The sequence below is a fragment of the Pseudomonas sp. Eth.TT006 genome (genome assembly GCF_054456575.1).
Genome location: NZ_JBTJEN010000002.1, coordinates 320,548 through 342,765 on the forward strand (window position 1 = coordinate 320,548; position 22,218 = coordinate 342,765).

Below are 22,218 nucleotides of genomic sequence, written 5' to 3' on the forward strand. Positions count from 1 at the left end.
CGCCGCAAAAAACTGTGACCCGTGGCCGCGTAATCAGGGGGTTGAAGGCCGAAACCGGGGCAAGCGCCCGTCCTTATGCAGTTTTTTACCGATTTAGAGCAATAAACCTGACCAAATGGGTAGCTAGAGGCGGATATTTCCCCGTCTCTGTGCTAGTTTTGCCCGGTCTTACGCGAAGTCACTGCGTTAAGCGTGCATTCAGCATTTGTCAGGTCGAACCAAACCCTGATTTCGGCATCTATAACCCGACTCGTCGCGGTTATCGCCGAGGGTGCCAGATCCAGAAGATCGGGCTCGATGGCTGACACTGCACTCTGCAATCCATATGAATTTGATAGGGAAGGAACACTACATGGCTCTTACTAAAGACCAACTGATCGCTGACATCGCTGAAGCTATCGACGCGCCGAAAACCACCGCGCGTAACGCTCTGGACCAACTGGGCCAAATCGTTGCTGATCAGCTGGAAAATGGCGGCGAAATCACCTTGCCAGGTATCGGCAAGCTGAAAGTGACCGAGCGTCCTGCCCGCACTGGCCGTAACCCTTCGACTGGCGCTGCCATCGAAATTCCTGCCAAGAAAGTGATCAAGCTGGTTGTGGCCAAAGGCCTGACCGACGCTGTGAACAAGTAAGACGCAGCGATAAAAAAACCGTGCACCAGAGCAATCCGGGCACGGTTTTTTTGTGCCTGCGATTCTCCTGTAGGAGCTGCGGCACGCTGCGATCTTTTGATCTGGCTTGTCAAAAACAAGAGCAAAAGATCGCAGCGTGCCGCAGCTCCTACAGGGGCAAGGTCAGCGGGTCCAGCGCTCGCGTCGCCAGATCTGCTGTTCGGACTTGGTCTGGAAGGTCCAGGCGACGAAGCGGCTCTGCTTCTGCCCCTGGGACATCTCCACCACCTGGCTTTCCAGCACGCCGGCCTTTTTCAGCGCGGTTTCGATGGCAGGCAAGTTCGAGGCTTTCGACACCAGCGTGCTGAACCACAGTACCTTGTGCGCAAAGTTCGCGCTTTCGGCGATCAGTTGCGTCACGAAACGTGCTTCGCCACCTTCGCACCACAGCTCCGCCGACTGACCGCCGAAGTTCAGCACCGGCAGCTTGCGTTTCGGATCAGCCTTGCCCAGTGCACGCCATTTGCGCTCGCTGCCCTTGGTCGCTTCTTCCATCGAAGCGTGGAATGGCGGGTTGCACATGGTCAGGTCAAAACGCTCGCCCGGTTCCAGCAAGCCGATCAGGATGTGCTTGCGGTTTTCCTGCAGGCGCAGCTGGATCACCTTGTTCAGATCATTGGACTGGACGATGGCTTTGGCAGCAGCCACGGCCGTCGGATCGATTTCCGAGCCGAGGAAGTGCCAGCGGTATTCGCTGTTGCCAATCAGCGGATACACGCAGTTGGCGCCCATGCCGATGTCCAGCACGTTGACGATTGCGCCACGGGGCACCTTGCCGTCGTTCATGCTCGCCAGCAGGTCCGCAAGGAAGTGCACATAGTCGGCACGGCCCGGCACGGGCGGGCAGAGGTAGTCTGCCGGGATGTCCCAGTGTTGAATGCCATAGAACGCCTTGAGCAACGCCCGGTTGAACACGCGCACCGCGTCGGGGCTGGCGAAGTCGATGCTTTCCTTGCCGTACGGGTTGGTGATCACGAACTTCGCCAGTTCCGGCGTGGTCTTGATCAGCGCCGGGAAGTCATAGCGGCCCTGATGGCGGTTGCGCGGGTGCAGGCTGGCCTCTTTACGCGGCTCCACGGCTTTGGCCGGGGTGGCGGAATCAGGCTTCTTGCGCGCGGGGCGAGGTGTACGGGGGGCGTTCATGGGCGTGGTCGATTCGGGTATGGCTGAAAGTGGCGGGTATTGTCCCACATATAAAGGCAACACCGATCAAACTGTGGGAGCGGGCTTGCTCGCGAATGCGTTGTATCAGCCAACGCACCAATGGAATGACACACCGCCTTCGCGAGCAAGCCCGCTCCCACAGGGGATTTTTGGTGTGGCGGGAATGAAAAAGGGAGGCCACCTGGGCCTCCCTCTTTCATTGCGGCTTGCCGTTACAGGCTGGAAATCCGCGCGTGCTGCTCGGCCAGCTTGCTCAGGGCCTGTTCGGCCTCGGCCAGTTTGGCGCGTTCTTTCTCGATGACTTCGGCCGGGGCCTTGTCAACGAAACCGGCGTTCGACAGCTTGCCGCCAACGCGCTGGACTTCGCCCTGCAGGCGCAGGATTTCCTTGTCCAGACGTGCCAGCTCGGCGCCCTTGTCGATCAGGCCGGCCATCGGCACCAGCACTTCCATCTCGCCAACCAGCGCGGTGGCGGACAACGGTGCTTCTTCGCCAGCCTTCAGCACGGTGATCGATTCCAGACGCGCCAGCTTCTTCAGCAGCGCTTCGTTCTCGGTCAGGCGACGCTGGTCTTCAGCGCTGACATTCTTCAGGTAGATCGGCAGCGGTTTGCCCGGGCCGATGTTCATTTCGCCACGGATGTTGCGCGTGCCGAGCATCAGGCCCTTGAGCCATTCGATGTCGTCTTCGGCCGCCGGATCAATGCGCTCTTCATTGGCCACCGGCCAAGGTTGCAGCATGATCGTCTTGCCCTGAATGCCGGCCAGCGGCGCGATGCGCTGCCAGATTTCTTCAGTGATGAACGGCATGAACGGATGCGCCAGACGCAGCGCCACTTCCAGCACGCGCACCAGCGTACGGCGAGTGCCGCGCTGACGCTCAACCGGCGCGTTCTCGTCCCACAGCACCGGCTTGGACAGTTCCAGGTACCAGTCGCAGTACTGGTTCCAGATGAACTCGTACAGCGCTTGCGCGGCGAGGTCGAAACGGAACTGATCCAGTTGACGGGTCACTTCGGCTTCGGTGCGTTGCAACTGCGAGATGATCCAGCGATCGGCCAGCGACAGCTCGTAGGCCTCGCCGTTCTGGCCGCAGTCTTCGCCCTTGTCCAGAACATAGCGCGCGGCGTTCCAGATCTTGTTGCAGAAGTTGCGATAGCCTTCGACGCGACCCATGTCGAACTTGATGTCGCGACCGGTGGAGGCCAGCGAGCAGAAAGTGAAGCGCAGGGCGTCAGTGCCGTAGCTGGCGATGCCGTCGGCGAACTCGTCGCGGGTGGCTTTTTCGATCTTCTTCGCCAGCTTCGGCTGCATCAGGCCCGAGGTGCGTTTCTGCACCAGGGTTTCCAGCTCGATGCCGTCGATGATGTCCAGCGGGTCGAGGACGTTGCCCTTGGACTTGGACATCTTCTGGCCCTGACCATCCCGCACCAGACCGTGTACATAAACGGTCTTGAACGGTACCTGCGGGGTGCCGTCCTCGTTCTTGATCAGGTGCATCGTCAGCATGATCATCCGGGCAACCCAGAAGAAGATGATGTCGAAACCGGTGACCAGCACGTCGGTGGAGTGGAATTTCTTCAGGAATTCGGTCTTCTCCGGCCAGCCCAAGGTGGAGAATGTCCACAGACCCGAACTGAACCAGGTGTCGAGCACGTCGTTGTCCTGTTGCAGCGCAACGTCCGGACCGAGGTTGTGCTTGGCGCGCACTTCGGCTTCATCGCGACCGACGTAGACCTTGCCCGACTCGTCGTACCATGCCGGAATCCGGTGGCCCCACCACAGCTGACGGCTGATGCACCAGTCTTGGATGTCGCGCATCCACGAGAAGTACATGTTTTCGTATTGCTTGGGCACGAACTGGATGCGACCGTCTTCAACGGCAGCAATCGCCGGCTCGGCCAGCGGCTTGGTCGACACGTACCACTGGTCGGTCAGCCACGGCTCGATCACGGTGCCGGAACGATCGCCTTTCGGCACTTTCAGGTTATGGTCATCGACGCTGACCAGCAGGCCGGCGGCGTCGAACGCAGCGACGATCTGCTTGCGCGCTTCGAAACGCTCGAGGCCGGCGTATTCAGCCGGGATCTTGCCGTCGATGCTGTCGTTCAGCGTGCCGTCGAGGTTGAACACCTGGGCCGCTGGCAGCACGTTGGCGTTCTTGTCGAAGATGTTCAGCAGCGGCAGGTTGTGGCGCTTGCCGACTTCGTAGTCGTTGAAATCGTGGGCCGGGGTGATTTTCACGCAGCCGGTGCCGAATTCAGGATCGCAGTAATCGTCGGCGATGATCGGGATGCGGCGGCCCACCAGTGGCAGCTCGACAAACTTGCCGATCAGGGCTTTGTAGCGCTCATCGTTCGGGTTCACCGCGACGGCGGAGTCGCCGAGCATGGTTTCCGGACGGGTGGTCGCGACGATCAGGAAATCCTTGCCTTCAGCGGTTTTCGCGCCGTCGGCCAGCGGGTATTTCAGGTTCCACAGGAAACCTTTCTCGTCGTGGTTTTCCACTTCGAGGTCGGAAATCGCCGTGTGCAGCTTGGTGTCCCAGTTGACCAGACGCTTGCCACGGTAGATCAGACCGTCTTCGTGCAGGCGCACGAACGCTTCTTTAACCGCTTCCGAAAGACCGTCATCCATGGTGAAGCGCTCGCGGCTCCAGTCCACCGACGAGCCGAGGCGGCGGATCTGCCGGCTGATGTTGCCGCCGGACTGCTCTTTCCACTCCCAGACTTTCTCGAGGAATTTCTCGCGGCCCAGGTCGTGACGGTTCTGGCCGGTGGCTTCCAGTTGACGCTCCACCAGCATCTGCGTGGCGATGCCGGCGTGGTCGGTGCCCGGCTGCCACAGGGTGTTGCGACCCTGCATGCGGCGGAAACGGATCAGGGCGTCCATGATCGCGTTGTTGAAACCGTGACCCATGTGCAGGCTGCCGGTGACGTTCGGCGGCGGGATCATGATGGTGTAGGAATCGCCCGCGCCTTGCGGTGCGAAATAGTTCTCGGACTCCCAGGTGTTGTACCAGGAAGTTTCAATGGCGTGCGGCTGGTAGGTCTTATCCATGCGCGGCGGGACCCTATTGGCATTTATTCAGGAAAAGCCGGGAAGTATAGCGGGGCATGGGGCCGAGGGCGAGCGGGGGATCGGGTAGGGCATTTAAATGTAGGAGCTGCCGCAGGCTGCGATCTTTTGATTTTGATCTTGAAAAACAAAGTCAAAAGATCGCAGCCTGCGGCAGCTCCTACAGGGGATTTGTGGTTATTCGTATTGGCTGAGCAGCCGTTCCATGCGCGCCTCGAGGCGGCGTTTGATTTCGGTTTCGATGTGCGGGGCGAAGTCGTCGATCACGTCCTGCATGATCAATTGCGCGGCGGCGCGCAGTTCGCGGTCCAGGTGCAGCAGGGCGTCCGGGCCTTTATTCACAGGTGCGGCAGCAGGCGGTTGCGCAGGTGTCGGGGCCGGCGCGGGTGACGGTTCGATGGCCGGCGGCTTGGTGTCGACGGCCTCGAACAGCATCGGAATCTGTTCTTGTTCGCCGTCCTCGACCGTATCGGTCAGCAGCGGCGGTTGCAGGTTGTCATCGCCGAGCAACTGGCGGATCGATTCGAGATCGTCCAGCAGGTGCGCAGGCTTTTGCAGCGGTTTTGGAGTGTCCATCGGCGTACTCAGAGGCGCTGTAAACGGTGATCTTGCAGAGGATAGCCCTGTTCCCGGTAGAAACGGAAACTCTCCCGTCCCGCCGCGCGAATCGTCGGATCTTCCACCACCACTTCCGCGACGCGGGCGAATTGGCTGGCGAAGGCCGGGACTTTCAGGTCGAGATTGACCAGCAGATCCTGATGCGCGCCACAGTCGGCGCCCACCCCCAATACAATCAAACCGTCCGGTTCGCTGTCGGCAGGGCCGTGAGGCACGAAGGTTTCACCCTTGAATGCCCACAGGCGTGCATCGAGGTCATCACGCTGGGCGACATCGCTGCAATGCAGGTAGATGCGGTGGCCCATGCGCCAGGCTTTCTCGGTGAGCTTGCAGGCAAAGTCCAGGCGAGCCGAAGGATCGGCGCTGGGCAGGATATAGAAGTCGACTTTGGTCATTGCGGTTCCTGAGCTGCAAACGGCGTCACCCGCAAGTGACGCCGCCGCAAGTCATCGGTTTCAGGCTTTGGCGCGGTCCAGCAGGTATTGGGTCAGCAGCGGAACCGGACGGCCGGTGGCGCCCTTGTCCTTGCCGCCGCTGGTCCAGGCGGTGCCGGCGATGTCCAGGTGCGCCCAGTTCAGGTTTTTGGTGAAGCGCGACAGGAAGCACGCGGCGGTGATGGTGCCGGCCTTCGGCCCGCCAATGTTGGCGATGTCGGCGAACGGGCTGTCCAGTTGCTCCTGGTATTCGTCGAACAGCGGCAGTTGCCAGGCGCGGTCGTCAGCCGCTTTGCCGGCGCTGAGCAGTTGCTCGATCAGCTCGTCGTTGTTACCCAGCAGACCCGAGGTGTGGGCACCCAGCGCCACGACGCAGGCGCCGGTCAGGGTGGCGATGTCGATCACCGCTTGCGGCTTGAAGCGCTCGGAGTAGGTCAGGGCATCGCACAGCACCAGACGGCCTTCGGCGTCGGTGTTGAGGATTTCCACGGTCTGGCCGCTCATGGTGGTGACGATATCGCCCGGACGCGAAGCGGTGCCGCTCGGCATGTTTTCGGCGCAGGCGAGGATGCACACCAGATTGATCGGCAGTTTCAGTTCAAGCACGGCACGCAGGGTACCGAACACGGAGGCTGCGCCGCCCATGTCGTATTTCATTTCATCCATGCCGGCGCCCGGCTTCAGGCTGATGCCGCCGGTGTCGAAGGTGATGCCTTTGCCGACCAGCGCGTACGGCTTCTCGGACTTCTTGCCACCGTTGTATTGCATGACGATCAGGCGCGGCGGCTGGGCGCTGCCCTGGCCTACCGCGTAGAACGAGCCCATGCCCAGGGATTTGATCTTCTTCTCGTCGAGGACTTCGACTTTCAGGTCCTTGAACTCTTTGCCCAGGCTCTTAGCCTGCTCGCCAAGGAAAGTCGGGTGGCAGATGTTCGGCGGCAGGTTGCCGAGGGTACGGGTGAAGGCCATGCCGTTGGCGATTGCCGTGGCGTGGTTCACCGCGCGCTGCACTTCGGCCTGAGCGGCTTTGATGGTCAGCAGGGTGATCTTCTTCAGGGCGCGCGGTTCGGCTTTCTGGCTCTTGAACTGGTCGAAGGTGTATTCACCGTCCACCAGGGTTTCGGCCAGCAGACGGGTCTTGCCATAGCTGTCGCGTTTTTTGACGATGATTTCGTCCAGCGCCAGCACGGCGTCGCTGCCGCCCAGACCTTTGAGGGTGTTGAGGATGCCGGCGACGATTTTGCGGAACGGACGGTCGCCCAGTTCTTCATCCTTGCCCACGCCGACCAGCAACACGCGCTCGGCTTTCAGGTTTGGCAGGCTGTGCAGCAGCAGGCTCTGACCGACTTTGCCGGCCAGATCGCCACGCTTGAGCACGGCGCTGATCGCGCCGCCGCTGAGTTCGTCGACCTGTCTGGCGGCAACGCCGAGTTTACGGCCTTCGCCGACGGCAACCACCAGGGTGGCGGTTTTCAACGTTTCTGGGCTAACGCTTTTTACAACCAGTTCCATGTCCGGATCCCTGAATGAATGGTCAACACACAGGCGTTCGGCGGTGTCCGCAGGCGCCTGCTTATAGATAGAAGAGGCGCAGGCCAAAGCCTGCGACAAGGGCCGCAGTTTGAACCTCGCTCCCCGCGCCTGACAACCCTAGGGGGCGTTCTCAATTAGTTTTCACACCGCGTTGTCGCCTTAAAGCCAGCCAGGCAAGGCGCCGCTGGGAATGGTTGTTCCCTTTCCAAGGCCTGCAACGCAGACTGGCCGGCTTTAAGGCACAACCCGAAGGGCTGGGCCTGCTGTTGTGCAGGGCTGCGTTGCTCGAAGCTTATTTGGAATGACCAAACCACGCTTCTCGCGCCTTGCCCTGCACAACAGCAGACCCGGCGCGGTGTGAAAACTAATTGAGAACGCCCCCTAGGTTGTACGATCAGCAAAGGATTACAGAGATGGATGAGTGTGCGCAGTGACAGGCGCACCCAATCACAGGATAATGCCGCATCTTTTTTCGACGGCTCTGCCTTGCGGGCCGGTCGAGACGTTTGCTTGTTTGGCCGCCTTAGCCTGACAACCCTGGAGTGTCTGGTTTGATCGTCTTCCGTTATCTGTCCCGTGAAGTGATGTTGACCCTGAGCGCCGTCAGCGCTGTGCTGCTGGTCATCATCATGAGCGGTCGCTTCATCAAATACCTTGCCCAGGCTGCTGCGGGCCAACTCGATCCGGGATCGCTGTTCCTGATCATGGGTTACCGTCTGCCGGGGTTCATGCAACTGATCCTGCCGTTGGGCCTGTTTCTGGGGATCCTGCTGGCGTACGGCCGGTTGTACCTCGAAAGCGAAATGACCGTGCTTTCGGCCACCGGCATGAGTCAGCAGCGCCTGCTGCGCATGACCCTGTTTCCGGCGACGCTGGTCGCACTGGTGGTGGCGTGGTTGAGCCTGAGCCTGGCCCCGCAAGGCGCCAATCAGTTCCAGCTGTTGCTGAACAAGCAGGACGCGCTGACCGAGTTCGATACCCTCGAACCCGGCCGTTTCCAGGCGCTGCGTGATGGCACCCGGGTGACCTACACCGAAACCCTGACTGACGATCGCGTCAACCTCAGCGGCGTGTTCATCTCGCAGAAAAACCTCGGGGCCAATCAGAAGGACCGCGGGATTTCCGTGCTGGTGGCCGAGAAGGGCCGTCAGGAAATCCATGCCGACGGCAACCGCTACCTGATCCTGAACAATGGCTATCGCTATGACGGCAGCCCGGGCCAGGCCGATTATCGCGCGATCAAATACGACACCTACGGCGTATTGCTGCCCAAGCCCGATGCCAGCGACGAGGTCACCGACCGTGACGCGATGCCGACTTCGACCTTGCTGAGCAACAGCGACGAGCGTTCCAAGGCTGAGCTGCAATGGCGCCTTTCGTTGCCGTTGCTGGTATTCATCGTGACCCTGATGGCGGTGCCGCTGTCGCGGGTCAACCCGCGTCAGGGGCGTTTCCTGAAGCTGCTGCCGGCGATTCTTCTTTATATGGCTTACCTGACCATCCTGATTGCCGCCCGCGGCGCCCTCGAAAAAGGCAAGATTCCGCCGGCCCTTGGCCTGTGGTGGGTGCACGGGATCTTCCTGGTCATCGGCCTCGGCCTGTTGTACTGGGAGCCGTTGCGCCTGAAGCTGGCCAGCCGTCGCAGCGCTGCGCTGGAGGTGGCCCGTGGTTAAACTCGACCGCTACATCGGCAGCAGCGTATTCGTGGCAATCATCGCCGTGCTGGCGATCATTCTGGGTCTGGCAACGCTGTTTGCCTTCATCGACGAGATGAGCGACGTCAGCGATACCTACACGCTGACCGACGTATTGAGCTTCGTCCTGCTCACCGCACCGCGTCGTCTTTATGAAATGCTGCCGATGGCCGCACTGATCGGCTGCCTGATCGGTCTTGGCAGTCTGGCCAGCAGCAGTGAACTCACCGTGATGCGTGCCGCTGGCGTGTCCATCGGCCGCATTGTCTGGGCGGTGATGAAACCGATGCTGGTGCTGATGCTGGCTGGTGTGCTGATCGGCGAGTACGTGGCCCCGGCTACCGAAAGCATGGCCCAGGCCAATCGCTCGCTGGCGCAAGGCAGCGGCGATGCACAAAGCGCCAAGCACGGTATGTGGCACCGTCAGGGCGAGGAGTTCATCCATATCAATGCCGTGCAACCTGACGGCCTGCTGTATGGCGTGACCCGCTACCACTTCGACAAGGAGCGTCACCTGCTCAGTTCGAGCTTCGCCAAGCGCGCAGAGTTCGACGGCAAGCGCTGGCTGCTGACCGACGTGACCACCACGCTGTTCCATGAGCGCAGCACCGAGGTGGTGAACGCGCCGAGCGAGGAGTGGGACGTGGCGCTGAGCCCGCAACTGCTCAATACCGTGGTGATGGCGCCTGAATCGCTGTCGATTTCCGGGCTGTGGGGCTACATCCACTATCTGAAGGATCAAGGCCTGAGCAACGGCCGTTACTGGCTGGCATTCTGGGTCAAGGTGTTGCAGCCGCTGGTCACCGCCGCGCTGGTGCTGATGGCGATCTCCTTCATCTTCGGGCCATTGCGTTCGGTGACTCTCGGTCAGCGGGTGTTCACCGGTGTGCTGGTGGGCTTCACCTTCCGCATCGTCCAGGATCTGCTCGGCCCGTCGAGTCTGGTGTTCGGTTTCTCGCCGCTGTTCGCGGTGCTGGTGCCGGCCACGGTCTGTGCGCTGGCCGGGGTCTGGCTGTTGCGCCGGGCCGGTTGATGGCCGCGTTGAAGCAAGCGCTTTAACCTTGAAACGCCCCGGTCGACAGATCGGGGCGTTTTCGTATGCAATCCGGGTGACAGGCGAACGTGACGCTTGCGCCGCGCATCAGGTACAATCCCCGGCTATTTTTCGGCGGGCCCAGCCTGCAGCCTTTTTGAGTGTTGATCCGTGAGTGATTTGAGTCATATCCGCAATTTCTCCATCATCGCCCACATTGACCATGGCAAGTCGACGCTGGCTGACCGTTTCATCCAGATGTGCGGTGGCCTGGCCGAGCGTGAAATGGAAGCCCAGGTACTGGATTCCATGGATCTGGAGCGCGAACGCGGGATCACCATCAAGGCCCACAGCGTTACCCTCTATTACAAAGCCAAAGATGGCGTCACCTACCAGCTGAACTTCATTGACACCCCGGGCCACGTCGACTTCACCTATGAAGTCAGCCGCTCCCTGGCCGCGTGTGAAGGTGCATTGCTGGTGGTCGATGCCGGTCAGGGTGTTGAAGCCCAGTCCGTGGCCAACTGCTACACCGCGATCGAGCAGGGCCTGGAGGTCATGCCGGTACTGAACAAGATCGACCTGCCACAGGCCGAGCCGGACCGCGTCAAGGACGAGATCGAGAAGATCATCGGCATCGACGCCACCGACGCCGTCACCTGCAGCGCCAAGACCGGCCTGGGTGTCGACGAAGTGCTCGAGCGTCTGGTCGCGACCATTCCGGCGCCGACCGGCAACATCGAAGATCCGTTGCAGGCGTTGATCATCGACTCCTGGTTCGACAACTACCTGGGCGTTGTCTCCCTGGTGCGCGTGCGTCATGGCCGGGTGAAGAAGGGCGACAAGATTCTGGTCAAGTCCACCGGCAAGGTTCACCTCGTCGACAGCGTCGGTGTATTCAACCCGAAACACACCGCCACCGCTGACCTCAAGGCCGGCGAAGTGGGTTTCATCATCGCCAGCATCAAGGACATTCACGGTGCACCGGTCGGTGACACCCTGACCCTGAGCTCGACCCCGGACGTCCCGGTACTGCCCGGCTTCAAACGCATCCAGCCACAGGTTTACGCCGGTCTGTTCCCGGTCAGCTCCGACGACTTCGAGGATTTCCGCGAAGCGCTGCAGAAACTGACCCTGAACGACTCGTCGCTGCAGTACACCCCGGAAAGCTCTGACGCCCTGGGCTTCGGCTTCCGTTGCGGGTTCCTCGGCATGCTGCACATGGAGATCATCCAGGAGCGTCTCGAGCGCGAATACGACCTGGACCTGATCACCACTGCGCCGACGGTAATTTTCGAGCTGGTGCTGAAAACCGGTGAAACGATTTACGTCGACAACCCGTCCAAGCTCCCGGATGTGTCGGCCATCGAAGACATGCGCGAGCCGATCGTGCGTGCCAACATCCTGGTTCCGCAGGAACACCTGGGCAACGTCATCACCCTGTGCATCGAGAAACGCGGTGTGCAGGTCGACATGCTGTTCCTCGGCAATCAGGTGCAGGTCACTTACGACCTGCCGATGAACGAAGTGGTCCTGGACTTCTTCGACCGCCTCAAATCCACCAGCCGCGGCTATGCTTCGCTGGATTACCATTTCGATCGTTACCAATCGGCTAATCTGGTGAAACTGGACGTGCTGATCAACGGTGACAAGGTCGACGCCCTGGCGTTGATCGTGCACCGCGACAATTCGCACTTCAAAGGTCGCCAGTTGACCGAGAAGATGAAAGAACTGATTCCTCGTCAGATGTTCGACGTGGCGATCCAGGCGGCCATTGGCGGTCAGATCGTTGCCCGGACAACCGTCAAGGCACTCAGAAAGAACGTATTGGCCAAATGCTACGGCGGTGACGTAAGCCGTAAGAAAAAACTGTTGGAAAAGCAGAAGGCCGGTAAGAAACGCATGAAGCAGGTCGGCAACGTGGAAATTCCACAGGAAGCCTTCCTTGCCGTGCTCAGGTTGGAATAGTCAGGTCCTATGTCACTAAATTTCCCGCTGTTGCTGGTCATCGCCGTGTTCGTCTGCGGCCTGTTGGCGTTGCTCGATCTGTTGTTCCTGGCACCGCGTCGGCGTGCTGCCATTGCCTCTTATCAAGGCAGTGTCAGCCAGCCCGAAGCCGTGGTGGTCGAGAAGCTGAACAAAGAGCCGTTGCTGGTTGAATACGGCAAGTCGTTCTTTCCGGTGCTGTTCATCGTGCTGGTGCTGCGTTCGTTCCTGGTGGAACCGTTCCAGATCCCGTCCGGCTCGATGAAACCGACCCTGGACGTCGGCGACTTCATTCTGGTGAACAAATTTTCCTACGGGATCCGCCTGCCGGTGATCGACAAGAAAATCATCGAAGTCGGTGACCCGCAGCGTGGCGATGTGATGGTGTTCCGCTACCCGAGCGACCCGAACGTCAACTACATCAAGCGTGTAGTCGGCCTGCCGGGCGACACCGTGCGGTACACCGCCGACAAGCGTCTGCTGGTCAATGGTGAGTCGATTGCCGAGCAACTGGTCGGCTCCGAGCCGGGCACGCTGGGCAGCGCGGAGCTGTACAAGGAAAAACTCGGCGCTGCCGAGCACCTGATCCGCAAGGAAATGAGCCGCTACCGCGCCACCCCGGACCATAGCTGGACCGTGCCGGCCGGCCATTACTTCATGATGGGCGACAACCGCGACAACTCCAACGACAGTCGCTACTGGGATGACCCGAACATTCCCAAGGATCTGCTGGGCATGGTTCCCGACCAGAATATCGTCGGCAAAGCCTTCGCTGTCTGGATGAGCTGGCCGGAACCGAAACTCAGCCACCTGCCGAATTTCTCGCGGGTTGGCCTGATCAAGTAATCAATCACGGCGCTGTTGACCACAGCGCCGAATGCATTTCTGGAGTCGACACAAATCGGCGCCAGGGCATGAAGCCACGATATTCAGGACGTCATTTTTGAACACAGCGTTAATTGTCCCAGGCCTGCGCCGTATCCCGGCGATGGCGGTGGAATCCAGCCACGAACTCAGCGTGGGTAAACCGTGAGCGTTTCTCTAAGCCGTCTCGAGCGCCAGCTCGGTTACACCTTCAAGGATCAGGAGCTGATGCTGCTGGCCCTCACGCATCGCAGCTTTGCCGGGCGCAACAACGAGCGCCTGGAATTCCTCGGCGATGCGATCCTCAACTTTGTCGCCGGCGAGGCGCTGTTCGATCGCTTCCCGCTGGCCCGCGAAGGCCAGTTGTCGCGTTTGCGCGCACGTCTGGTCAAGGGTGAGACACTGGCCGTGCTGGCCCGTGGTTTCGACCTGGGCGACTACCTGCGCCTGGGTTCGGGCGAACTGAAAAGCGGTGGCTTCCGTCGCGAGTCGATCCTGGCCGATGCCCTCGAAGCGTTGATCGGTGCGATCTACCTCGACGCCGGCATGGACGTCGCCCGTGAGCGCGTCCTGTCCTGGCTGGCCGGCGAGTTCGAAGGCCTGACGCTGGTCGACACCAACAAGGACCCGAAAACCCGTCTGCAGGAACACCTGCAATCGCGCGGTTGTGAACTGCCGCGCTACGAAGTGGTGGATATCCAGGGCGAGCCGCACTGCCGTACCTTCTTCGTCGAGTGCGAAGTGGTTTTACTGAATGAAAAAAGCCGGGGTCAGGGCGTGAGCCGTCGCATTGCCGAACAGGTAGCGGCCGCCGCAGCACTGATTGCCCTGGGCGTGGAGAATGGCAATGACTGATACAAACGCAACTCGCTGTGGCTACGTTGCCATCGTCGGCCGTCCCAACGTCGGCAAATCGACGCTGCTGAACCACATCCTCGGGCAGAAGCTGGCGATCACCTCGCGCAAGCCGCAGACCACTCGCCACAACATGCTCGGGATCAAGACCGAGGGCGACGTGCAGGCGATCTATGTCGACACCCCCGGCATGCACAAGGGCGGCGAAAAGGCCCTGAACCGTTACATGAACAAGACCGCTTCGGCGGCGTTGAAAGACGTCGACGTGGTGATCTTCGTGGTCGACCGTACCAAGTGGACCGACGAAGACCAGATGGTCCTGGAGCGCGTGCAGTACGTGACCGGCCCGCTGATCGTCGCGCTGAACAAGACCGACCGCATCGAAGACAAGGCCGAGCTGATGCCGCACCTGTCGTGGTTGCAGGAACAGCTGCCGAACGCGCAGATCATCCCGATTTCCGCGCAGCACGGGCACAACCTCGATGCGTTGGAAAAAGTCATCGCTGATCATCTGCCGGAGAACGATCACTTCTTCCCCGAAGACCAGATCACCGACCGCAGCAGCCGTTTCCTCGCCGCCGAACTGGTGCGTGAGAAAATCATGCGCCAGATGGGCGCCGAGCTGCCGTACCAGATCACCGTCGAGATCGAAGAATTCAAGCAACAGGGCAAGACCCTGCACATTCACGCGTTGATTCTGGTCGAGCGTGACGGACAGAAGAAGATCATCATTGGCGACAAGGGCGAGCGCATCAAGCGCATTGGCACCGAGGCGCGCAAGGACATGGAGCTGCTGTTCGACTCCAAGATCATGCTCAACCTGTGGGTCAAGGTGAAGGGCGGCTGGTCCGACGACGAGCGCGCACTGCGTTCGCTGGGTTACGGCGACCTGTAAGTAGCGGTTTTCCAGTAGACCAGAACCCCCTGTGGGAGCGGGCTTGCTCGCGAATGCGGTGTAGCATTCAGCATTGATGTTGACTGTTACACCACATTCGCGAGCAAGCCCGCTCCCACATTTGGTTCTGGGTTGTTTACAAAACCGCGATTCTTCATCGAGAACTCAATGTCGCAAACCTCGCCTCCCGCCCAACCCGCCTACGTCCTGCATTCGCGCGCCTACCGCGAAACCAGCGCACTGGTCGATTTCCTCACGCCGCAAGGTCGGCTGCGGGCGGTGTTGCGCAGCGCGCGGGGCAAGGCCGGGACATTGGCGCGGCCGTTCGTGCCGTTGGAGGTGGAGTTTCGGGGCAAGGGTGAATTGAAGAATGTCGGGCGCATGGAAAGTGCCGGCAATGCGACCTGGATGGTCGGCGAGGCGCTGTTCAGCGGCCTCTATCTCAATGAACTGCTGATCCGTCTGCTGCCCGCCGAAGATCCACATCCGGCGGTGTTCGATCATTACGCCGCCACGTTGCTGGCCCTGGCCGAAGGTCGGCCATTGGAGCCGCTGCTGCGTTCTTTCGAATGGCGTCTGCTGGACGATCTCGGCTACGGTTTCTCGATGAACACTGACATCCACGGCGAACCGGTGGCGGCGGACGGGCTCTATCGCCTGCAAGTGGATGCCGGGCTTGAGCGGGTCTATCTGCTGCAACCGGGTTTGTTCAACGGTGTTGAATTGTTGGCCATGGCCGAAGCCGACTGGACCGCCCCCGGCGCGCTGTCGGCGGCCAAGCGGCTGATGCGCCAGGCATTGGCGGTTCATCTCGGCGGGCGCCCCCTCGTCAGCCGCGAGCTATTTCGCAAGCCCTGATATGCTGTGCGCCGAATCTTTCCCTTCAGGAGCGCATCCGTGACCAGCAGCAATCGCATTCTTCTTGGCGTGAACATCGACCACGTCGCCACCCTGCGGCAGGCCCGTGGCACGCGCTACCCGGATCCGGTCAAGGCGGCGCTGGACGCGGAAGAGGCGGGCGCCGACGGCATCACCGTGCACCTGCGTGAAGACCGCCGGCATATTCAGGAGCGCGACGTGTTGCTGCTCAAGGATGTGCTGCAGACCCGCATGAACTTCGAGATGGGCGTTACCGAAGAAATGATGGCGTTCGCCGAACGCATCCGTCCGGCGCACATCTGCCTGGTCCCGGAAACCCGTCAGGAACTGACCACCGAAGGCGGTCTGGATGTCGCGGGGCAGGAAGAGCGGATCAAGGCAGCGGTCGAGCGTCTGTCGAAGATCGGCAGTGAAGTGTCGCTGTTCATTGACGCCGACGAGCGGCAGATCGCTGCGTCCAAACGCGTGGGTGCACCGGCCATCGAACTGCACACCGGGCGTTACGCCGATGCCGAGACCCCGACCGAGGTTGCTGAAGAGCTGAAGCGTGTGGCGGACGGCGTGGCGTTTGGTCTGGCTCAAGGCCTGATCGTCAATGCCGGGCATGGCCTGCATTACCACAATGTTGAAGCGGTGGCGGCGATCAAGGGCATCAACGAACTGAACATTGGTCATGCGCTGGTGGCACATGCTCTTTTTGTGGGGTTCAAGTCGGCGGTGTCGGAGATGAAGGCGCTGATTCTGGCTGCTGCGCTCAAAGGCTGAAGACGGCGGCGCTGCCATCGCGGGCAAGCCACGCTCCCACAGGTTCGGGGATCTCCTGTGGGAGCGTGGCTTGCCCGCGATGGCGTCATCAAAGACAACAAAAATTTAGAGCGGGGCAGGTTCTTGAGCGGGTTTTGACTTGTCGATACCGGGCACATGCAGATTGCCCTCGGCCACCTGGTCGCCCTCAAGCTGCGGCTGGGTCACCCAAGTCAGGATGTCGTAGTAGCGCCGGATGTTCGCCACGAAATGCACTGGCTCGCCGCCCCGGGCGTAGCCATAGCGGGTCTTGCTGTACCACTGCTTCTGCGACAGGCGCGGCAGCATCTTCTTCACGTCCAGCCATTTGTCCGGATTCAGGCCTTCGCGGGACGCCAGTTTGCGCGCGTCATCGAGGTGGCCGCTGCCAACGTTATAAGCCGCCAGGGCGAACCACGTGCGGTCCGGCTCCTGAATCGATTCGTCGAGCTGATCCTTCATGTACGCCAGGTACTTGGCGCCGCCCATGATGCTTTGCTTGGGATCGAGTCGGTTCGACACGCCCATCGCCTGAGCAGTGTTCTGGGTCAGCATCATCAGGCCGCGCACGCCGGTCTTCGAAGTGACCGACGGTTGCCACAGCGATTCCTGATAACCGATGGCGGCGAGCAGGCGCCAGTCGACTTTCTCTTTCTTGGCGTAAGTCTTGAAGTGCTGTTCGTATTTGGGCAGGCGCTGCTGCAGGTGCTGGGCGAAGGTGGTGGCGCCCATGTAGCCGAGGACATCGACGTGCCCGTAATAACGGTCTTTGAGGCGCTGCAGGGTGCCGTTTTTCTGCACCTTGTCGAGGTAGGCGTTGATCTCGTTGAGCAGGCTGTTGTCTTCGCCGGCAGCCACGGCCCAGCTCTGGCTGCGCGCATCGCCGAGGTCGAAGGCCACGCGGATGTTGGTGAAGTACACCTGATTCATCGCCACTTCATTGGAATCGACCAGGGTCAGGTCGATCTGGCCTTCATCGACCATGCGCAACAGGTCGACCACTTCCACCGCGTCGGATTCTTCGTACTCGATGCCGGGAAATTTCTTTTTCAGCTCTGCCAGTTGTTCGGCGTGGGTGCTGCCCTTGAGCACCATGATCTTCTTGCCGGCCAGATCGCCGGGATCGGTCGGCCGCGACTGGCCGTTGCGATAGATGATCTGCGGGGTGACTTCGAGGTAGGAGTGGGAGAAGCGCACCTGCTTCTGCCGATCTTCACTGCTGACCAGCCCGGCTGCCGCCAATACCGGCCCGTTCGGTTTGCCGACCTGGTTGAACAGATCATCAAGATTGTCGGCAGTCTCGATCTTCAGCTCGACCCCCAAATCGTCGGCGAAGCGCTTCACCAGCTCGTATTCGAAGCCGGTTTCACCGCTGCGATCCTGAAAGTAGGTGGCGGGGCTGTTACGGGTAATCACCCGCAGCACACCATCCTCCTTTACGCGCTCGAGTGTGTTGGGTTTATCAACACAGCCACCGAGCATCAGGAAGAGTCCGGTTGCGATCAGCCATTTGGCGTACCGCGGACGCAAAGCCGTTGGGAAAAACATCTGCGCAGTATACGCAAACGGCTGCGGGCGCCATATCTCGACAGTGAAGGGCTTGTCTGCTAGAGATCACAAATCTGCGCGAAACCCAGCAGGAACGGGGCTCTAGAGCATTTTGTTACAGTAAAAATAAGCCAGCATCACAGGTCGGTTAAATCTGACTCGAAAGGCAGAAACACAGATTGATATCCGGGTGCAACCGTGCGTAGCGTTTCGGGTGATGTTGAGGGCGGTTTAGGCTAGAATGCACGGCCTCAAAGCACACCCCTTCCCGAGGCTGTCCCGAAGATGTTGATCCTGCGCGGCGCTCCTGCCCTTTCTGCCTTTCGCCACAGCAAACTCCTTGAGCAACTGAGCCAGAAGGTTCCAGCTGTCAGTGGCTTGTATGCTGAATTCGCTCACTTCGCCGAAGTCACCGGCGTCCTGACCGGCGACGAACAGCAGGTGCTTGCGCGCCTTCTGAAGTACGGTCCAAGCGTTCCGGTTCAAGAGCCGACCGGCCGTCTGTTTCTGGTGTTGCCGCGTTTCGGCACCATCTCGCCATGGTCGAGCAAGGCCAGCGACATCGCCCGCAACTGCGGCCTGAGCAAGATCCAGCGCCTGGAGCGCGGTATCGCGTTCTACGTGGCCGGGCAGTTCAGCGAAGCCGAGGCGCAGCAAATCGCCGACGTACTGCATGACCGCATGACCCAGATCGTCCTGAACAATCTGGAACAGGCCGCCGGTCTGTTCAGCCACGCCGAGCCGAAGCCGCTGACCGCGATCGACATCCTCGGCGGCGGCCGCGCCGCGCTGGAAAAGGCCAACACCGAGCTGGGCCTGGCCCTGGCCGAAGACGAGATCGACTATCTGGTCAACGCCTTCAACGGCCTCAAGCGCAACCCGCACGACATCGAACTGATGATGTTCGCCCAGGCCAACTCCGAGCACTGCCGCCACAAGATCTTCAACGCCAGTTGGGATATTGACGGCCAGAGCCAGGAAAAAAGCCTGTTCGGCATGATCAAGAACACCTATCAGATGCACAGCGAAGGCGTGTTGTCCGCTTATAAGGACAACGCCTCGGTGATCGTCGGCAACGTCGCCGGCCGCTTCTTCCCGAACCCTGAAACCCGCCAGTACGGCGCGGTGCAGGAGCCGGTGCACATTCTGATGAAGGTCGAAACCCACAACCACCCGACCGCGATCGCGCCGTTCCCGGGCGCCTCCACCGGTTCCGGTGGCGAGATCCGCGACGAAGGTGCCACCGGTCGTGGTGCCAAGCCAAAGGCCGGCCTCACCGGTTTCACCGTGTCCAACCTGCAGATCCCGGGCTTCGAACAGCCGTGGGAAGTGCCGTACGGCAAGCCTGAGCGCATCGTCACCGCACTGGACATCATGATCGAAGGCCCGCTGGGCGGCGCCGCGTTCAACAACGAATTCGGTCGTCCGGCCCTGACCGGCTACTTCCGTACCTTCGAACAGTCGATCAGCACTCCGCACGGTGACGAAGTTCGCGGTTACCACAAGCCGATCATGCTGGCTGGCGGCATGGGCAACATCCGCGAAGAACACGTCAAGAAAGGCGAAATCGTCGTGGGCTCCAAGCTGATCGTGCTTGGCGGCCCGGCGATGCTCATCGGTCTGGGCGGCGGCGCTGCGTCCTCGATGGCCACCGGCACCAGCTCGGCAGATCTCGACTTCGCGTCCGTTCAGCGGGAAAACCCTGAGATGGAGCGTCGTTGCCAGGAAGTCATCGACCGTTGCTGGCAGCTGGGCGACAAGAACCCGATCAGCTTCATCCACGACGTGGGTGCGGGCGGTCTGTCCAACGCCTTCCCGGAACTGGTCAACGACGGCGACCGCGGTGGCCGTTTCGAACTGCGCAACATTCCCAACGACGAGCCGGGCATGGCCCCGCACGAAATCTGGTCCAACGAATCCCAGGAGCGTTACGTTCTGGCGGTCGGCCCGGAAGACTTCGAGCGCTTCCAGGCGATCTGCGAACGCGAGCGTTGCCCGTTTGCCGTGGTCGGTGAAGCCACCGCCGAACCGCAGCTTACTGTCACGGATAGCCACTTCGGCAACAACCCGGTGGACATGCCACTGGAAGTGTTGCTGGGCAAGGCGCCGCGCATGCACCGTTCGGTGGTTCGCGAAGCCGAGCTGGGCGATGACTTCGATCCGTCGAACCTCGACATCACTGAAAGCATCGAGCGCGTTCTGCATCACCCGGCCGTGGCCAGCAAGAGCTTCCTGATCACCATCGGCGACCGCACCATCACCGGCCTCGTGGCCCGTGACCAGATGGTCGGCCCGTGGCAGGTTCCGGTGGCCGACGTCGCCGTCACCGCCACCAGCTTCGACGTCTACACCGGTGAAGCCATGGCCATGGGCGAGCGCACTCCGCTGGCACTGCTGGACGCTCCGGCGTCAGGCCGCATGGCCATCGGCGAAACCCTGACCAACATTGCCGCGTCGCGCATCAACAAAATCTCCGACATCAAACTGTCGGCGAACTGGATGTCCGCCGCCGGCCACCCCGGCGAAGACGCGCGTCTGTACGACACCGTGAAAGCGGTCGGCATGGAACTGTGCCCTGAGCTGGGCATTACCATCCCGGTGGGCAAGGACTCGATGTCCATGGCCACTCGCTGGAACGACAACGGCGAAGAGAAAACCGTCACGTCGCCAATGTCGCTGATCGTCACCGGTTTCGCCCCAGTGGCTGACATCCGTCAGACCCTGACCCCCGAACTGCGCATGGACAAGGGCACCACCGACCTGATCCTGATCGACCTCGGTCGCGGCCAGAACCGCATGGGTGCTTCGATCCTCGCGCAGGTGCACGGCAAGCTCGGCAAGCAGGCTCCGGACGTCGATGACGCTGAAGACCTGAAAGCTTTCTTCGCGGTGATCCAGGGCCTCAACGCCGACGGTCACCTGCTGGCGTACCACGACCGGTCCGACGGCGGTCTGCTGACCTCCGTGGTGGAAATGGCCTTCGCCGGCCACTGCGGTCTGAGCCTGAACCTGGACAGCGTTGCCGAAAGCTCGGCAGAAATCGCCGCGATCCTGTTCAACGAAGAGCTGGGCGCCGTGATCCAGGTTCGTCAGGACGCCACGCCAGACATCCTCGCGCAATTCAGCGCGGCCGGTCTGGGCGACTGCGTGTCGGTGATCGGTCAGCCGATCAACAATGGCCAGATCAACATCACCTTCAACGGTGACACCGTGTTCGAAGGCCAGCGTCGTCTGCTGCAGCGTCAGTGGGCCGAGACCAGCTACCAGATCCAGCGTCTGCGTGACAACGCCGACTGCGCCGAGCAAGAGTTCGACGCGCTGCTGGAAGAAGACAATCCGGGCCTGAGCGTCAAGCTGAGCTACGACGTCAACCAGGACATCGCCGCGCCTTACATCAAGAAAGGCATCCGCCCACAGGTTGCCGTGCTGCGTGAGCAGGGCGTCAACGGTCAGGTGGAAATGGCCGCCGCGTTCGACCGCGCCGGTTTCAACGCGATCGACGTGCACATGAGCGACATTCTCGCTGGCCGCGTCGACCTCAACGAGTTCAAAGGTCTGGTGGCCTGCGGCGGTTTCTCCTACGGCGACGTACTCGGCGCCGGTGAAGGCTGGGCCAAGTCGGCGCTGTTCAACAGCCGCGCCCGCGATGCGTTCCAGGGCTTCTTCGAGCGTAACGACAGCTTCACCCTCGGCGTGTGCAACGGTTGCCAGATGATGTCCAACCTGCACGAGCTGATTCCGGGCAGCGAGTTCTGGCCGCACTTCGTGCGCAACCGCTCCGAGCAGTTCGAAGCGCGCGTGGCGATGGTGCAGATCCAGGAATCGAACTCGATCTTCCTGCAGGGCATGGCCGGTTCGCGCATGCCGATCGCCATCGCTCACGGTGAAGGCCATGCCGAGTTCGCCAGCGAAGAAGCGCTGCTGGAAGCTGATCTGTCCGGTTGCGTGGCGATGCGGTTTGTCGACAACCACGGCAAGGTCACCGAAGCCTACCCGGCCAACCCGAACGGTTCGCCGCGCGGGATTACTGGTCTCACCAGCCGTGATGGCCGTGTGACGATCATGATGCCGCACCCGGAGCGGGTGTTCCGCGCGGTGCAGAACTCGTGGCGTTCGGAAGACTGGACCGAGGATGCTCCCTGGATGCGCATGTTCCGTAATGCGCGCGTCTGGGTGAACTGA

General features: G+C 61.0%; 16 protein-coding genes. 10 read left to right on the forward strand and 6 right to left on the reverse strand.

Annotation, left to right across the window (positions count from 1 at the left end):
* Positions 1-352: 352 nt before the first annotated feature.
* Positions 353-634, forward strand: a complete 282-nt coding sequence (locus ACXR0M_RS04645) for an HU family DNA-binding protein (protein WP_003221909.1) — start codon at positions 353-355, stop codon at positions 632-634.
* Between the two features lie 162 nt (positions 635-796).
* Here ACXR0M_RS04645 and rlmF read toward each other — a convergent pair whose 3' ends face one another.
* The 5 genes from rlmF to ACXR0M_RS04670 form a co-directional block, all read right to left on the reverse strand.
* A complete protein-coding gene (rlmF, locus tag ACXR0M_RS04650; RefSeq protein ID WP_458830353.1) occupies positions 797-1,816 on the reverse strand; it encodes a 23S rRNA (adenine(1618)-N(6))-methyltransferase RlmF in 1,020 nt (339 codons plus the stop codon).
* A gap of 233 nt (positions 1,817-2,049) precedes the next feature.
* Positions 2,050-4,896, reverse strand: coding sequence for a valine--tRNA ligase (locus tag ACXR0M_RS04655; RefSeq protein WP_458830355.1), 2,847 nt, complete (start codon positions 4,894-4,896; stop codon positions 2,050-2,052).
* A gap of 195 nt (positions 4,897-5,091) precedes the next feature.
* A complete protein-coding gene (locus ACXR0M_RS04660; RefSeq protein WP_458830357.1) occupies positions 5,092-5,490 on the reverse strand; it encodes a DNA polymerase III subunit chi in 399 nt (132 codons plus the stop codon).
* An 8-nt stretch (positions 5,491-5,498) separates the two neighbouring features.
* Positions 5,499-5,927, reverse strand: a complete 429-nt coding sequence (locus ACXR0M_RS04665; RefSeq protein ID WP_458830359.1) for a DNA polymerase III subunit chi — start codon at positions 5,925-5,927, stop codon at positions 5,499-5,501.
* Between the two features lie 60 nt (positions 5,928-5,987).
* Positions 5,988-7,478 carry a leucyl aminopeptidase gene (locus tag ACXR0M_RS04670; protein WP_458830361.1) on the reverse strand — a complete coding sequence of 497 codons (1,491 nt, stop codon included), beginning with the start codon at positions 7,476-7,478 and terminating at the stop codon, positions 5,988-5,990.
* A 572-nt stretch (positions 7,479-8,050) separates the two neighbouring features.
* Here ACXR0M_RS04670 and lptF point away from each other — a divergent pair.
* The 8 genes from lptF (at position 8,051) to pdxJ (ending at position 16,470) form a co-directional block, all read left to right on the forward strand.
* Positions 8,051-9,172: an LPS export ABC transporter permease LptF gene (gene lptF / locus ACXR0M_RS04675; protein ID WP_458830363.1), complete on the forward strand. Its 1,122-nt coding sequence runs from the start codon at positions 8,051-8,053 to the stop codon at positions 9,170-9,172.
* Positions 9,165-10,226, forward strand: coding sequence for an LPS export ABC transporter permease LptG (lptG, locus tag ACXR0M_RS04680; RefSeq protein ID WP_458830365.1), 1,062 nt, complete (start codon positions 9,165-9,167; stop codon positions 10,224-10,226). The genes lptF and lptG overlap by 8 nt, the downstream gene beginning before the upstream one ends.
* A gap of 171 nt (positions 10,227-10,397) precedes the next feature.
* The gene (lepA, locus tag ACXR0M_RS04685; protein ID WP_085608162.1) at positions 10,398-12,194 is read left to right on the forward strand and encodes a translation elongation factor 4; all 1,797 of its coding nucleotides are present in this window, start codon (positions 10,398-10,400) and stop codon (positions 12,192-12,194) included.
* A 9-nt stretch (positions 12,195-12,203) separates the two neighbouring features.
* Positions 12,204-13,058: a signal peptidase I gene (lepB, locus tag ACXR0M_RS04690; protein ID WP_458830367.1), complete on the forward strand. Its 855-nt coding sequence runs from the start codon at positions 12,204-12,206 to the stop codon at positions 13,056-13,058.
* Positions 13,059-13,241: 183 nt separating this feature from the next.
* The gene (rnc, locus tag ACXR0M_RS04695) at positions 13,242-13,931 is read left to right on the forward strand and encodes a ribonuclease III (protein ID WP_458830369.1); all 690 of its coding nucleotides are present in this window, start codon (positions 13,242-13,244) and stop codon (positions 13,929-13,931) included.
* Positions 13,924-14,826, forward strand: a complete 903-nt coding sequence (era, locus tag ACXR0M_RS04700) for a GTPase Era (protein ID WP_007909024.1) — start codon at positions 13,924-13,926, stop codon at positions 14,824-14,826. Before rnc ends, era begins: the two co-directional genes overlap by 8 nt.
* 168 nt (positions 14,827-14,994) lie before the next feature.
* On the forward strand, positions 14,995-15,684 hold the full coding sequence (gene recO, locus ACXR0M_RS04705; protein ID WP_458830371.1) for a DNA repair protein RecO: 690 nt from the start codon (positions 14,995-14,997) through the stop codon (positions 15,682-15,684).
* A 39-nt stretch (positions 15,685-15,723) separates the two neighbouring features.
* Positions 15,724-16,470, forward strand: a complete 747-nt coding sequence (gene pdxJ, locus ACXR0M_RS04710; RefSeq protein WP_122707172.1) for a pyridoxine 5'-phosphate synthase — start codon at positions 15,724-15,726, stop codon at positions 16,468-16,470.
* 105 nt (positions 16,471-16,575) lie between these two features.
* On the opposite strand, the gene mltF is transcribed toward pdxJ, so the two are convergent.
* Positions 16,576-18,036, reverse strand: coding sequence for a membrane-bound lytic murein transglycosylase MltF (mltF, locus tag ACXR0M_RS04715; protein ID WP_458830374.1), 1,461 nt, complete (start codon positions 18,034-18,036; stop codon positions 16,576-16,578).
* Between the two features lie 285 nt (positions 18,037-18,321).
* Here mltF and purL point away from each other — a divergent pair, with 285 nt between their 5' ends.
* Positions 18,322-22,218, forward strand: a complete 3,897-nt coding sequence (purL, locus tag ACXR0M_RS04720; protein ID WP_458830376.1) for a phosphoribosylformylglycinamidine synthase — start codon at positions 18,322-18,324, stop codon at positions 22,216-22,218.

Excerpts from the sequence above, each read along its gene's own strand:
- ACXR0M_RS04645 (WP_003221909.1), top strand. The coding sequence starts at position 353 with ATGGCTCTTACTAAAGACCAACTGATCGCTGACATCGCTGAAGCTATC.
- rlmF (WP_458830353.1), bottom strand. The coding sequence starts at position 1,816 with ATGAACGCCCCCCGTACACCTCGCCCCGCGCGCAAGAAGCCTGATTCC.
- ACXR0M_RS04655 (WP_458830355.1), bottom strand. The coding sequence starts at position 4,896 with ATGGATAAGACCTACCAGCCGCACGCCATTGAAACTTCCTGGTACAAC.
- ACXR0M_RS04660 (WP_458830357.1), bottom strand. The coding sequence starts at position 5,490 with ATGGACACTCCAAAACCGCTGCAAAAGCCTGCGCACCTGCTGGACGAT.
- ACXR0M_RS04665 (WP_458830359.1), bottom strand. The coding sequence starts at position 5,927 with ATGACCAAAGTCGACTTCTATATCCTGCCCAGCGCCGATCCTTCGGCT.
- ACXR0M_RS04670 (WP_458830361.1), bottom strand. The coding sequence starts at position 7,478 with ATGGAACTGGTTGTAAAAAGCGTTAGCCCAGAAACGTTGAAAACCGCC.
- lepB (WP_458830367.1), top strand. The coding sequence starts at position 12,204 with ATGTCACTAAATTTCCCGCTGTTGCTGGTCATCGCCGTGTTCGTCTGC.
- era (WP_007909024.1), top strand. The coding sequence starts at position 13,924 with ATGACTGATACAAACGCAACTCGCTGTGGCTACGTTGCCATCGTCGGC.
- recO (WP_458830371.1), top strand. The coding sequence starts at position 14,995 with ATGTCGCAAACCTCGCCTCCCGCCCAACCCGCCTACGTCCTGCATTCG.
- mltF (WP_458830374.1), bottom strand. The coding sequence starts at position 18,036 with ATGTTTTTCCCAACGGCTTTGCGTCCGCGGTACGCCAAATGGCTGATC.
- purL (WP_458830376.1), top strand. The coding sequence starts at position 18,322 with ATGTTGATCCTGCGCGGCGCTCCTGCCCTTTCTGCCTTTCGCCACAGC.